We start from the raw sequence: 13,208 nt of genomic DNA on the forward strand, positions 1-13,208 counted from the left end.
CGTGAGAGTTCGGCTCGCTGTCCTCGGTCCGGCGTGTCGGCCGTAGGCTCCCCACATGCGCCCTGAAGACGCCCCACCGCCTGAAGACGCCCCACCGCCCGGGCCGCGTCCCTTCCTCCTTCGTCGCCGGCGACCGCCCCGGGGGTCGCGCAAGATCCGCCTGATAGTTGGCGGAGTCGTATCGGCGTTCTTCGTTCTTCTGCTCTCCCTGCGAGGAATCGCCGGCTTCTGGACCGACTACCTGTGGTTCGACGCCCTGGGCCACGAGGACGTGTTCGTTTCGGTCCTGAGTGCCCAGGTGGTGCTGGTAGCCCTGTTCACTCTGCTGTTCTTCGGGATGCTGTACGGGAACCTGACGGTGGCCGACCGCCTGGCTCCCCGCGTCAGGCCACCCGGGCCGGAGGAGGACCTGCTGCGCGGCTACCACCTGTTGGTGGGTCGCCGGCGAGGGCTGGTGCGCCTCGTCCTGTCGGGTCTGTTTGCCCTCGTCGCCGGACTGGGCGTATCGGGCCGGTGGGAGGAGTGGCTGCTGTTCACCAACGGCGTGGACTTCGGCGTCACCGATGCCCAGTTCGGCCGAGACATCGGCTTCTACGTGTTCCGCCTGCCGTTCCTGAGCTTCGTGGTGGGCTGGCTGTTCGCCACGCTGATGGTGACGTTGGTGGTGACCACGATCCTGCACTACATCAACGGCGGGATCCGCTTGCAGACTGCCGGCGAGCGGGTCCAACCCCAGGTCAAGGCCCACCTGTCGGTACTCCTGGCTCTGATCGCCCTGGTGCGAGCCGCCGACTACTGGCTGGCCCGGTTCGAGCTAACCACCTCAGACCGGGGGGCCGTGATGGGGGCCACCTACACCGACGTGAAGGCCCAGCTACCGGCCATCCAACTACTGATCCTCATCTCCCTCTTCTCCGTGGTCCTGCTGATCGTGAACATCCGTCGCCGAGGCTGGGTGCTGCCCACCCTGGCCGTAGGGCTTTGGGCGTTCGTTGCCCTGGTGATCGGAAACATCTACCCGGCGGTCATCCAGAGCCTCCGGGTGGAGCCAGCCGAGTCGGAGAAGGAGGCGCTATACATCGGTCGCAACATTGAGGCGACACGGTTGGCCTTCGGCTTGGACAGCATCACCCAAGTGCAGCTCACCGACTTCGACAACGAGGTGACGGCAGCCGACCTGCGGGCCCACGGTGGCACAGTTCGCAACATCCGCACCCTGGATCCGTTGGTTGTCCAGGGGACCTTTGACCGCCTCCAGGGGGAGCGCGAGTACTACACCTTCACTGATGAGATGGACACCGACCGGTACACCATCGGCGGGGAGACCACCCAGGTCCTGCTTGGGACCCGTGAGCTGGAGCTGAACGAGACCCGGTCGTGGGAGAACCAGCACGTGGCGTTCACTCACGGCTACGGGGTGGCCATGGCTCCGGTCAGCCGGGTGAAGGGCTCGGGCGACCCGGACTTTCTGGTCGGGGACCTACCGGTGTCCATCGACCCGTCGGTGGAGGTGGTTCTGGACCGGCCCCAGTTGTACGTAGGTGAGGGCCTCAGCGGGTATGCAGTGGTCGGGGCCAGCCGCGACGAGGTGGATTACACCGACGAAAACCAGGAGACGCGAACCGTCCGGTACGCCGACATTGGCGGTGACGGCGGCGTGGCCATGGGTTCGACGATCCGTCGAGCGGCGTTCGCCCTGCGGTTCGGCCAGCTGGAGCCGCTGATCTCCAACTTCATCACTGGGGAATCCCGGGTGTTTTACGTGCGCGACGTGCGCGACCGGGTCGAGAAGCTGGCCCCCTTCCTCCACTTCGACGCCGACCCCTACCCGGTACTGGTGGACGGCCGGATCATCTACGTGGTGGACGGCTACACGACCACCGACCGGTTCCCGTACGCCCAGACTGCCTCCACGGTGAACCTGCCAAGGTCCAGCGGCCTCCGACACGATCTCAACTACGTCAGGAACTCGGTGAAGGCCACAGTCGACGCCTTCACCGGCGAGGTCATCTTCTACGTCGTGGACCCCGAGGATCCTCTGGTGTCCGCCTACGGCTCGGCATTCGAGGGCCTGTTCACCCCAGCGTCAGAGATGCCTAGTTCCCTTGTTGGCCACCTGCGGTACGCCGAGGACCTCTTCCGGGTCCAGACCGAACTGTGGGGCAGCTACCACGTTGACGACACCGAGAACTTCTACCAGCGGGCGTCAGAGTGGTCGGTGTCTCAGGACCCGGGACGGACCGGTGAGGGAGCGGCCAACCTAACCGTGGTGGACGAGCAGGGCTTCAAGGTCGGGACCCGGCACAAGCGGATGGCGCCTTACCGGGCCATGGTCGACCTTCCGGGGGGTGACCAGACCGAGTTCGTGATCATGCGGGCCTACGTACCCCTTGACGAGGACGACGCCCGCAAGGAACTGGCGGCCTACATGGTGGGACGCAGCGACGGTGACCGATATGGCGAGTTGGTCGTGTACAGGCCCCCATCTTCAAACTTCGATGGACCGGCCCTTGCCGAGGAGCGGATACGCAACGATGAGGAGGTGGCCAGCCTCCAGACGCTGCTCAGCCAACGGGGGTCTTCGGTGTTGTTCGGCGAGTTACTGCTCGTGCCGATCGAGGACTCGATCCTTTACGTGCGACCGTTGTACGTGCAGGCCGAGGGGGATTCCACGGTGCCGGAACTGGAGCGCGTCATTGTCGCCGTGGGTGAGAAGGTCGTGATGGCCAACTCGCTGCAGGAGGCACTGGAGGATCTCACCGGGGCGCGCCTGGACGCCCTGTTCGCCGGGATCAGCACCGGGGCGAGCACTTCGGAAGTTGAGGACGATCCGGAACTCGCGACGGATGGCGGGTCGGACGACGTCGTTACGGGCTCCGATGGAGGCTCGTCGGTGGAAGGCGACCTTCCAGAGGACGTGGACGCCCTCCTGACCGAGTTGGCCGACCTCCAGCGGGCCTCGGCCCGGGCGTTGGCCCGGGATCCTGCCGACTGGTTGGAGTTCGGACGGATCCAGGCCCGGATCCAGGACCTACTGGAGATCTTGGAGGGATCAGTCTCCGACGAATAGACCCGGCCGATGAGGCGAAGGCCGCTCGGACGGACGATCAGTCGACGGGTTGCCAGCCGCTGGCCCGCCGTGGCGAATCGGCACCCGGGGTGGGATCGGAGCCGGTGCGAGCCCGAGCCGGAGAGTCGGCGGTGAGGTCGATGAACGACTCGTCGCCGGCTAGGTCGGGAGTGGGGATCGGCGCGACAGCTTCGTCGCTCAGGGCTACGCCGGCGCTGTGGGCCACCTCTGCAATGCGGGCATTGAGCTCAACGGTGACCCGCGACAGTTCGGCAGACAGGCGGGCCACCTGAAGCCGGAGGTCCATAACGTCGCTGGCCTGGTCGTCGACGGTTGCCGTACCCAGGGAGCGCGAGTCGTGCTCGACGACGTCGACTCTCTCGGTCAGGTCGCGTATCGCGTTCACCATGTCGAGCAGGGTCTGGTCGGTGGCCGGAGGTTCGGCACGGGTGCGGGAGCGACGGAGGGCCATGGGTCGACTGTATCCACGGGTCGATGCGGCGATCCGGCATCCCGGGGCGTTTGTCGCAGCCCGGGTCTAGATCCCGGCCGTGACTACCCTCCCCGCCGTGGAACCGATTCGGAATCCAGGGCCCGGTCGCAGCACCGGCCAGAGACGGTGGTCGATAGTCGTCGTCATCTGGCTGCTCGGTGTCGTTGCCGTCGGATGTGCCGGACACGACGGCCGGGACATGGTGGCCAACGGAATCGGGCACAGCCCTGCTCCCACCAAGCCACCGGGTGGGGCCTCGGGCCTGGAGGGAGACCTGGTGTCAGGCCTGACGGTGTCCGAGGAGCGGGCTCGGGCGGCTACTGACCCGACGGTCGGGTCGGTGGTCCTGGAGGTCGCCTCAGGGGTGGTTGGGGTTCGGGCCCGGTACGACGTGACCTATCCGCAACTGGACGGCCTGTGGCCCGGCGACCCGGTAAACGTGGCACTCCGCCAGCCGGTCCTGGCCGAGATCGCTCAGTTCGGTGACGAGGTCGGCAGGCTGGAAGAAGAACTACCCGACGCTGGGAGGACGGGTGGGTCGAGCACCCTCACCGGAGGGGCGGTGGTCCACCACCTCGACAACCGGTTGGTTAGCGCGGTGTACGACCTGAATTCGGTAGTGGACGGAGCGGCCCGGCCGGCTGAGGTAGTGGGCTCAGCGCTGGTGGACCTGGCGACTGGCAGGACCCTTTCGATTGGGGACCTCTTCCTATCCGGGAGCCCGTGGGTCGAGACGGTGGCGATCCTGGCCGGGCGGGACCTGGCATCCCAGTTCGGCGAAGGGGTTCTGTGGGGGACTGAGGGTTCCGACACTTCCCAGGTAGGGGGGCCGGGTCTGATACCGGAGCCGAGGACGTTCGCCGTGTTCGGAATCTCGGCGACCGCCCTGATCCTTCGGTTCGAGCGCTACCAGGTGGGCCCCGGGGCACTGGGCACCCCCGCAGTTCGGATTCCGTGGTCGTGGCTGGATGGCCTGGTGGACCCCGACGGTCCGGCCGGCTCCTTCGTGGGCTGAGCGCCGGTTCAGTCGCCTGATCCAGGCGCATGGTCGATGCTGACCACCTCTGCCCGGTCGGCGATGGCGGCCAGGACCTTGGCTAACTCCACCTCATCGAGGCCCCGGACGTCGATCGTTGTCTGGCGTTCGCCGTTCCGTTCGGCGGTGGCCACGGCCATGATCCGTCCACCGACCGACTCAAGACCACCAAACAGGGCGTCCAGGGTGCCGCTGCCCGGCCGGTAGTGGATCTCGAAACGCCGCCTGGATCGGCGAAACAGGACGTACGGCTTCAGGGGGCCGAAGGTGACGACGACGACCAGGGTCATGGCGCCGGCCACGGTGGCCACCAGGTAAAGGCCCATAGCGGCAGCTACCCCGAAGGCGGCGGCCATCCACAGTGTGGCCGCCGTGGTGATGCCGGTCACGGTGAACCCGCTGCGGATCATGGCACCGGCACCGATGAAGCCAATGCCGGTTACCACTTGGGCGGCGACTCGGGACGGGTCGTTCTGGTCGCCAATGACGCCGTAGGCGCCAGCCACCGTGAACAGGGCGGCTCCGAGGGCGACCAGGGAGTGGGTGCGTAGTCCAGCCGTCTTGTGACGGGTCTCGCGTTCCAGGCCGAGGACCGCTCCTAGGGCCAGTGCTAGGCCAAGACGTCCGATCAGTTCGAGGGAGCTCGGTGTGTCCACGAAGTCGAGCCTGCCACAACGGGTCCGGTGGACCGGAGAGGGTTGCCCAGCCGGGCTCAGCCCCAGCGGCTGGAGTGGGTGAGCTCCTCGGCGGGGAGCCGGATGTCAAACCGTTCGCGGACCCGGGTGTCGAAGTCAGGGGGCACGTGGGCCGGGAAATGGCTTGATAGCACCTCGCGGGCCAGCAGCCGGGCCCGCTCGTCGACCGATGAGGCACCGGCGTCAAACCAGTCGTCCGGGCTCAGCCGGTCTCCGACCTCTGGGTAGATGTACTCGGACTGCATGATGGAAAGCGTCTGGTCCTGACCCAGAAAGTGGCCGTCGCCGTGGATGACCGACCGAATGGTTTCGACTGAGAGTTTGTCCGGTGTGACCTCGATGCCCCGGATGGTCCGGTTGACGGCGCCCAACATGTCGTTGTCGATCACCAGGGCCTCGTACGAGCAGGCCAGAATGCTGGCCAGCATCCCGGCAGACTCGTAGACGAGATTGGCTCCCGCGTGGCCAGCCAATGCGACGGTGAGCCCCTTTTCGTGGCCGGCCTGGTTGTCGGGCATCTTGGAGTCGGCCATGCCGGCGGCCACCCCGGACGGGAGGCCCAGCCAGTTAGCGACCTGGGCGGCCGCCGCGTTCAGCACCGCCTCCTCGCCCGAACCCCCGCTCATAGCGCCGGTACGGAGGTCGGACACGAAGGGCCACAAGCCCATCACGCACGGATGACCGGGGTTCATCAGGTTGACGCAGGTCAGGGCGGACAGACACTCGGCGAGGGCCTGGGCCAGCGAGCCGGCCAGGGCAGCGGGCGAGGTAGCGCCAGCCTGGCCGGCCGACAGCAGATTGATGGGCATACCGGTGCGTACCTGGGCGACCATGGACCGCACGGCGTCCTCGGCATAGCGCAGCGGCGGCACCACGAAGGTGTTGTTGGCTACACAGAACGGGCGCTTGGCGAACGACCCGGACTGGCCGCCGAGCATCTCGTCGAACATGTCGACGACCTCATGCACGTGTTCGGGCTGGAAAAATGAGGTGCCCATCGGCTTGGTAGTACCCATCGCCACTGCGTAGGCGGTGTTCACGTCGAGATTGCGGGCCTCGACCATGTCGCGGGCTACCAGCGTGCGGACGTGAAAATGGACGTGCTCGAGGGTGTCTACGAGACGGGCCACGTCGTAGACGTCCTGGAGGTCAGATGGACGGTGCTTCCTCGTCTCGTGCTCGTAGACCGACACAGCGGCTCCCCCCGTGCCGAAGTGGACCCGGTCACCGCCCACCTCGATGGAGCGGTCGTCGTCGAAGCCGTGCCAGGTGAACGACTTGGCCGCCATGTCCACGGCGTCCTCGACCAGTGAGCGCGGGAAGTGGAGTCGCCCATCCTCGTCGACCCAGCCTCCGGCTGGGACGACAACCTCGATGAATTCGGGTATGGGCGACCCCATACCGAACTCGTCGAGCAAGGTGAGCGCTGTGTCGTAGACGGTGCGGCATTCTGAGTCGGTGAGCGGCTTGTAGGCGCCGCCTGACAACCCGGGCCGGACCGCCTTCTCGTCGTCGGCAAGGCCGGCGGCGCGCGCCGCTACCCGAGCGGCTCGTCCACCGGCCCGGCCAGTGCGCTTTTCGGAAGCGCTCATGCCCGCACCCGTTCATTGGCCGGGTCGTGGGCCGCCTCGGCTAACACGGTGGCCGTGTGGCGCTCGCCGAACAGGGTGACCTCAAACTGTGAGCCGGGGGCCTCGAAGGCCGGGTCTACGTAGGCGAAGGCCAGGGACCTCCCGACGGTGTGCCCCCACGTGCCGCTGGTAGTTACACCCATGCAGAGGCCGCCGTCTCCCGACGGGTCGTAGCAGGGCTCGTTGCCCCGACAGTCGGAGTCGGTGGCGTCGACCTCGCAGTAGATAAGGACCATGTCGAGTTTTGTGCCATCGGGCCCGCCGGCTTCCCGGCGGGCCAGCGTGGCGTCCCGGCCGAGGAAGTCCCGGCCGGATTCTAGGTCGACGAAGCGTTCGAGGCGGGCCTCGATGGGCGTGATCTCGGTGGTGAGCTCGCCACCCCATGCCTTGTAGGCCTTCTCGAGCCGTAGGACGTTCATGGCCGACGAGCCGAAGTGGACCATGCCGTGGGGTTCGCCGGCGGCCACCAGGGCGTCGTATAACTGGGGCATCTCGTCGATGGGGTGGTGGATCTCCCAGCCCAGTTCGCCGACGTAGCTGACCCGGAGGGCGGTGCTCGGCACACCGGCCACGGTGACCTGCTGGCAGGTCAGCCACGGCCACGCCTCGTTGGACAGGTCAGCGTCGGTGCAGGCGCCGAGGACGTCACGGGCCCGGGGGCCGGTGACGGCCAGGATCCCCATTTGGTCGGTCCAGTCCTCGATGGTGACGTCCTCGGCGGGCAGCACGTGCTGTTCCAGCCAGTCCCGATCGTGTGTGGTGCCGGCAATGGCCGAGTTGAGGTAGAACCGGTCGCTGTCCATGCGGGTGACGGTCATCTCGCACTCGATCCCGCCCAACTCGGTGAGCATGTGGACGAGGCGGATTCCCCCCTGTCGCTTCGGGAGCCGGTTGGCTGAGAGCCGTTCGAGCAGGGTCTCGGCGTTGGGGCCGGATACTGCGAACTTGGCGAAGGCTGTGAGGTCGGCGATTCCGACGCGGTCGCGCACGCCGCGGCACTCGGCGCCAACGATGTCATGGGCGTTGGAGCGGCGCCATGAGTACTCCTCGGGGTCGCCGTAGTAGCGGGGGCGCTCCCAGCCCCAGACGTCTTGCCACTGGGCGCCAAGGGCGTCGAGTCTCTCTGCGATGGGGGTGCGCTTCAGGGGTCGTCCGGCAGATCGGTATTCGCCGGGCATGCGCACCTGGTACATCTCGTGGTATTCGTCGACGGACTTGTCGATCGTGTACTGCAGGTCAGACCACGGGCCGAACCGGCGGGGGTCCATTTCTCGCACGTTGATTTCGGTCTGGCCGTGGACCATCCACTGGGCGAGGTACTTCCCAGCGCCCGGCCCCTGGGTGATGCCGATCGACGCGCCAGCGCAGAACCAGTAGTTGTGGTGCCCGGCGGCCGGGCCCATGAGGTAGCCGCCATCCGGGGTGTGGGTGATTGGACCGCTGACTACCTGCTTGATGCCGGCCTCGGCAAACACCGGGAATCGCTCGGCCGACACCTCCAACCACGGGGCCAACTGGTCGAGGTCGGGCGAGGTGAGGTGGAAGTGGAGGTTCCAGTCGATTCCTTCGAGCCCGTAGGTGATGGAGTCGCGTGTCTCGTAGGGGCCGATGAGCAGGCTGTCGATCTCACGCCGGTAGTAGCACGACGAGCGGGGGTCGCGGATGACGGGCATCTCGACCTCACAGGCCTTCATGGCGTCCAGCGGTTCGGTGATCAGGTACTGGTGGATCATCGAGACGATCGGGACGTCGATGCCCGACATGGCACCAACCTGAGGGGCGTAGTGGCCGGCCGCGTTGACGACGTGGTCGCAGGTGACCTCGCCCTTGTCGGTGGTGACCCGCCAGCGGCCGTCGGACAGTTGGGACACCCCGGTGACCAGGGTATGACGGGCGATCTCAGCGCCCAGTTGGCGGGCCCCGGTGGCCATAGCGTTGGTGGAGCCGGTGGGGTCGGACCAGCCGTCCGCCGGGGTCCAGAAGCCGAGTACGACGTCGTCGATCGACTCCATGAGGGGGGCCTTCTGGCGGATGTCCTCGTGGCCGATGAGATGGGACTCGATGCCGATCTGGTCGAGCACGCCCTGGACGTACCGATACCACTCGGCCTGCTCGTGGTTGACGGCCAGGCGGATGGCTCCGCAGCCGTGCCAGCCGGTGGCCATGCCGGTCTCGGCCTCGAGCTTGGTGTAGAGCTCGGCGCCGTAGGCGTGGACCTTGGCCATGTTGAGGCTGCCGATGAAGTGGGGGACGAGGCCGGCAGCGTGCCAGGTGGAGCCGGAGGTGAGCTCGCCCTTCTCAATAAGCAGGGCGTCAGTCCAGCCCTCGTGGGCCAGGTGGTACAGCAGACCGACACCCATGGCGCCGCCGCCGATGATCACGCACTGCGCGTCGTTGCGCATGGGTGCTCCCGTGGGTGCTCGGACTCTTCCAATGACGGGCCGACCGTAGTCCTTCTGTCGACCGGTGCCGATGGTTCCTAAACTTTCCGGTTGTGAGCCCGTCCGCGGTCATCGGTCCCGACGAGATGGTTGCCGACCACCCGTGTACCGACCCCGACCTCTACGCCGCCGACCGCGGGTTGCTGGCCTACATGCTCCAGGACGTGCGGGCCCTAGCCCGTCTGGTATCCAAGGGCGCCGTCGACGTAGTCGAGTACGAGCCCCTGGTCTGGTTCGTCCACGGGCTGAAGCGTCGCTTGGTGCCGTGCGACCTGGCTCGGCTGGTCAACGGCCGGGATCTAGAGGTCGTGGGGTTCTTTGGCAGCCGTCGGCGGCAGTCCAAAGGAGGGGCCGAATCCGACGAAGATCCAATCGACGGACTGGACGCCCGGCTCACCCAGGAGTTTCGCCGGTATCCGGGTATCGCCAGCTACTCGACCATCGAGACGGTGGACGGCTTCTGGGCCAACCTCGTCCTGCACTCGGTTCCGTCTGATGCAGAGGACTGGCGAGGCAGTGAGGTCCACCGGGGGGCGGTCCGGATGTCGCCAACCCTCTACCGGGACGTCCGGATCCACAACGGGCAACTCGCAGGCGGCGTCGATTCGGCTAGCGAAATTGTGCTGCACGGGACCAAGTATTGGGACTACGGCTTGGTGCCGGACGCGCAGCCGACGTGGACGGCGGTACGAACGTGGTGAGGTCGACCACCCACCCGGTGGCCGGGCTACCCATGTACGACTGGCCTGAGGTACGAGACGCCGTCGATGCGCTGTGGTCGGCCATCGTGGAGCGACTGCGGGCCAATGGGATCGAGGCTCCTGACAGCGTCTGGCGACCGACGCGGTCAGAGGAACTGTGGGCGCATCCCGACCTGCTAATCGGGGAAACCTGTGGTTGGCAGGTAGTTGACGAACTCCGTGGCCGGATCGAAGTGCTCGGCGTCCTGGACCGTGGGGTGGACGGGTGCGAACCTGGCGACTACAGGTCGGTGGTGGTCTGCCGGAACGATGACTCGATCAATGCCCTAGAGGACCTTCGGGGCCGAACGGTGGCGACTAACGGGGACCGGTCACAGTCCGGATACGGGGCGCTGCTGGCCCTGTTCGCCCCGCTAGCCGTCAGTGGCCGGTTCTTCGACACCGTGGTCACTTCCGGTTCCCACCGTGCTTCTCTGCGGGCTGTTGCCGAGGGTCGGGCCGACCTTGCGGCCGTCGACGAAGTGTGCTGGCGCCTTGGTCTCGACCACGAGCCGGCCGTGGACAGCCTGCGGATTGTGGCCTGGACTGATCCGACCCCGGGACTGCCGCTGGTCACCGGGTGGGCCAGCGCCGGCCTACGTGATGCCCTGAACGAGGCGATCTCTGGGGCTGTAGCGGGCCTCGACGTCGCAGTGCGAGAACCGCTCCACCTCTACGGATACCGGATTCGACCTTCGTCGGACTACCAGGTCATCGCTGACCGCCTGGCCGCGGCGGCGGCCGCTGGCTATCCCACCATCGCTTGACCCGACCCGGCGGAGGCGCCGATGACGGCTCTAGGGGACCAATAGTGTGGCCAAATGAATCTCGGTGACCAGGGGCCCGAGGCTGGGTTGAGCGAGCATTCGGCCTCAGGTGGTCGGCGGCGTAGCCATCGTGGACGCCTTCCGTGGCCCCTGTACCGGGCCCTCAGGAGGTGGCGGGGATTGCGCGGCGGTTCCGGAGCACTAACGCCCGGCACTCGGTGGCGGTCAATGGGCTTGGAGGAACGAGAGGAGGCCTACTCGCCAAGTTCCTGCATCGGTGGTGACTACGGACCGTTCGTAGCCCGCTACCGGACGATGAGCGCCGACGCTCGGTCGCGAATCCAGACGTGGAGTGAACATGCGTATGGCCCAGCACCGAGCCACCGCCTGGACATGTTTAAGCCTCCGGATGCCACTGGTCACGCCATACCGGTCCTGGTGTTTTTCCACGGCGGCTACTGGCAGGAACTCTCAAAAGACGAGTCGTCGTTCGCCGCTCCCGCGCTCGTGGGTGCCGGGGCCGCCCTGGCTGCCGTCGACTACACGCTCGCACCAGACGCGTCCATTCCGGAGATTGTCGATGAGTGCCGTCGAGCTGTTGGGTGGCTCCACCATCAGGCCGACGAACTCGGCATCGATCCACGTCGGATCGTCGTGTCGGGTAGCTCGGCCGGAGCGCATCTCGCAGCGATGGTGGCCCTACCCGGGTGGCAGCAGGCGGCCGGCCTACCCGCCGACCTTGTCCGTGCCGCGGTGCTGATATCGGGGATCTACGACCTCGCCCCACTGGTCGGTACCTCCATCGACATCCCGCTGAACCTCGCTGATTCCGAGGTGGAGTCAATGAGTCCGGCGCGCGCCACCCTCGATGGTTTTCCCAGGAGCCTTGTCTGCTGGGGAGAGGTCGAGACAACCGAGTTCAAAGCCCAGAGCCGGGAGTTTGCCAACGGCCTGACGCAGGCTGGTACGACCTGCACCGTCCGTGAAGTGCCGGCAAGGAACCACTTTGACGTGGTTCTCGACCTAGCTGACCCCACGACGGACATCACCCGCCGGGTACTGTCAGTCCTCTAGGTCTGACGGGCGAGACCCGACGGGCGACGGAGACGGTGGATGCCCGCATTCAAGCCACAAATACCGATAGTGGTCGACCCCACAGGGGTCCACGCCAGCACGGATCCCCGGCCAATGGGAATGGGGACCGCCGCCAGCCGCGCCGAGGTGGTGGAAGGAACCGGTGGTAGCCCTCTGGTCGACTTTGCTGCGACGAGCAATCCGTATATCGACTACCAGAGCGTCGACCTCCTCCTGTCGCTCCAGCACCCGCGTAGCGAGGCCTACGACGAGATGTGCTTCTTCATCATGGGCCAGGCCAAGGAGTTGCTCTTCAAGTTGTTGCACTTCGAACTGCACAACGCCCGGCACCTGCTCCGGGAGGGTTCGGCGGACGACGCCCTGACCGTCCTCGACCGGAGCCGGGAGGTCGCGAGACTCCTGACTTCCACATGGGACGTGGTGACCACTATCTCGGCTGAGGGCTTCAACCAGTTTCGCGACCACCTGGACCAGGCTTCGGGGCAACTCTCATTCATGTACCGCCACGTTGAGTTCATCCTGGGCAACAAGGACCGTCGTCTGGCCAGCGCGCACCGGAATGTTCCTCACGTCTGGCCGTACATGGAAGAAGCCCTGGAAACGCCGAGCCTCTACGACGAGGTCATCGCCCTCTTGGAACATCGCGGATACGAGGTTTCCGGTGAGGCCCTGGACCGGGATTGGTCGGAGCCGTACCAGCCGCAGGAGAGCGTCGAGCAGGCCTGGTTTGACATCTACTGTCGACGGGGATCCGACGACGACCTCTACCGGCTCGGCGAAGCGCTCATCGCTCTCGATGACCAGATGGCTCAGTACCGATGGCGGCACTTTGTCCTGGTCGCACGCATCATCGGGCACAAGCCAGGTACCGGTGGTTCGGATGGCGTCGGCTGGCTGCATCAGACCACCGGACACCGGTACTTCCCGGAACTGTGGACGGTCCGGACCCGGCTCGGGACTTGACCGTCACCCCAGAGAGGCTTTCGCGGCGGCTATAGAAGCGTCGATGTGTTCCGTGGTGCCAGTGGGCACACTGCCCAGAACTTGGCCGTCGTAGGGCGAGAGGACCTCAGTCACTTCGGTGGCCTCGACTCGATTGGTGCCGACGACTATCAGGTGGTGTTCGCTCATGGTGATCTCCGGCGGGGTGTGCCAGACCGGGACAATCTAAAATGCCCAAGATCTTTTGGGACCAAACGACCGGGTCCGTCGGCTGCCTATGTGCACTTGAGGCGCCGAC

11 protein-coding genes are annotated in these 13,208 nt (G+C 66.3%); 6 read left to right on the plus strand and 5 right to left on the minus strand.

Annotated features, from left to right (window positions below; all coding sequences use genetic code 11):
* The first annotated feature begins 55 nt into the window (after positions 1-55).
* Positions 56-3,070, plus strand: coding sequence for a UPF0182 family protein (locus MK181_01325; GenBank protein ID MCH2418433.1), 3,015 nt, complete (start codon positions 56-58; stop codon positions 3,068-3,070).
* 37 nt (positions 3,071-3,107) lie between these two features.
* On the opposite strand, the gene MK181_01330 is transcribed toward MK181_01325, so the two are convergent.
* The gene (locus tag MK181_01330; protein ID MCH2418434.1) at positions 3,108-3,542 is read right to left on the minus strand and encodes a hypothetical protein; all 435 of its coding nucleotides are present in this window, start codon (positions 3,540-3,542) and stop codon (positions 3,108-3,110) included.
* Positions 3,543-3,639: 97 nt separating this feature from the next.
* On the opposite strand from MK181_01330, the gene MK181_01335 reads away from it, so the two are divergent.
* Positions 3,640-4,578 carry an RsiV family protein gene (locus MK181_01335; protein ID MCH2418435.1) on the plus strand — a complete coding sequence of 313 codons (939 nt, stop codon included), beginning with the start codon at positions 3,640-3,642 and terminating at the stop codon, positions 4,576-4,578.
* An 8-nt stretch (positions 4,579-4,586) separates the two neighbouring features.
* On the opposite strand, the gene MK181_01340 is transcribed toward MK181_01335, so the two are convergent.
* Genes MK181_01340 through MK181_01350 form a run of 3 tightly spaced genes read right to left on the minus strand, consistent with a single transcriptional unit; the run spans position 4,587 to position 9,327 of the window.
* Entirely contained in the window at positions 4,587-5,255 is a 669-nt protein-coding gene (locus MK181_01340) for an MgtC/SapB family protein (protein ID MCH2418436.1), read from the minus strand.
* 56 nt (positions 5,256-5,311) lie between these two features.
* On the minus strand, positions 5,312-6,886 hold the full coding sequence (locus MK181_01345) for a trimethylamine methyltransferase family protein (protein ID MCH2418437.1): 1,575 nt from the start codon (positions 6,884-6,886) through the stop codon (positions 5,312-5,314).
* The gene (locus tag MK181_01350; GenBank protein MCH2418438.1) at positions 6,883-9,327 is read right to left on the minus strand and encodes an FAD-dependent oxidoreductase; all 2,445 of its coding nucleotides are present in this window, start codon (positions 9,325-9,327) and stop codon (positions 6,883-6,885) included. Before MK181_01350 ends, MK181_01345 begins: the two co-directional genes overlap by 4 nt.
* A gap of 92 nt (positions 9,328-9,419) precedes the next feature.
* On the opposite strand from MK181_01350, the gene MK181_01355 reads away from it, so the two are divergent.
* The 4 genes from MK181_01355 (at position 9,420) to MK181_01370 (ending at position 12,931) form a co-directional block, all read left to right on the plus strand.
* Positions 9,420-10,067 (plus strand): hypothetical protein, encoded by a 648-nt coding sequence (locus MK181_01355; protein MCH2418439.1) that lies wholly within the window; start codon positions 9,420-9,422, stop codon positions 10,065-10,067.
* Positions 10,043-10,873, plus strand: a complete 831-nt coding sequence (locus tag MK181_01360; protein ID MCH2418440.1) for a PhnD/SsuA/transferrin family substrate-binding protein — start codon at positions 10,043-10,045, stop codon at positions 10,871-10,873. Before MK181_01355 ends, MK181_01360 begins: the two co-directional genes overlap by 25 nt.
* A 228-nt stretch (positions 10,874-11,101) precedes the next feature.
* On the plus strand, positions 11,102-11,947 hold the full coding sequence (locus MK181_01365; GenBank protein ID MCH2418441.1) for an alpha/beta hydrolase: 846 nt from the start codon (positions 11,102-11,104) through the stop codon (positions 11,945-11,947).
* 114 nt (positions 11,948-12,061) lie between these two features.
* The gene (locus MK181_01370; GenBank protein MCH2418442.1) at positions 12,062-12,931 is read left to right on the plus strand and encodes a tryptophan 2,3-dioxygenase family protein; all 870 of its coding nucleotides are present in this window, start codon (positions 12,062-12,064) and stop codon (positions 12,929-12,931) included.
* A gap of 3 nt (positions 12,932-12,934) precedes the next feature.
* Here MK181_01370 and MK181_01375 read toward each other — a convergent pair whose 3' ends face one another.
* Positions 12,935-13,099: an aldehyde dehydrogenase family protein gene (locus tag MK181_01375; protein MCH2418443.1), complete on the minus strand. Its 165-nt coding sequence runs from the start codon at positions 13,097-13,099 to the stop codon at positions 12,935-12,937.
* Positions 13,100-13,208: the final 109 nt, after the last annotated feature.

The organism is Acidimicrobiales bacterium (assembly GCA_022452035.1).
Taxonomy (GTDB): Bacteria; Actinomycetota; Acidimicrobiia; order Acidimicrobiales; family MedAcidi-G1; genus UBA9410.

Coding starts and splice junctions, on each gene's coding strand:
- MK181_01370 (MCH2418442.1), top strand. CDS start 12,062: ATGGGAATGGGGACCGCCGCCAGCCGCGCCGAGGTGGTGGAAGGAACC.
- MK181_01325 (MCH2418433.1), top strand. CDS start 56: ATGCGCCCTGAAGACGCCCCACCGCCTGAAGACGCCCCACCGCCCGGG.
- MK181_01330 (MCH2418434.1), bottom strand. CDS start 3,542: ATGGCCCTCCGTCGCTCCCGCACCCGTGCCGAACCTCCGGCCACCGAC.
- MK181_01350 (MCH2418438.1), bottom strand. CDS start 9,327: ATGCGCAACGACGCGCAGTGCGTGATCATCGGCGGCGGCGCCATGGGT.
- MK181_01365 (MCH2418441.1), top strand. CDS start 11,102: ATGGGCTTGGAGGAACGAGAGGAGGCCTACTCGCCAAGTTCCTGCATC.
- MK181_01375 (MCH2418443.1), bottom strand. CDS start 13,099: ATGAGCGAACACCACCTGATAGTCGTCGGCACCAATCGAGTCGAGGCC.
- MK181_01345 (MCH2418437.1), bottom strand. CDS start 6,886: ATGAGCGCTTCCGAAAAGCGCACTGGCCGGGCCGGTGGACGAGCCGCT.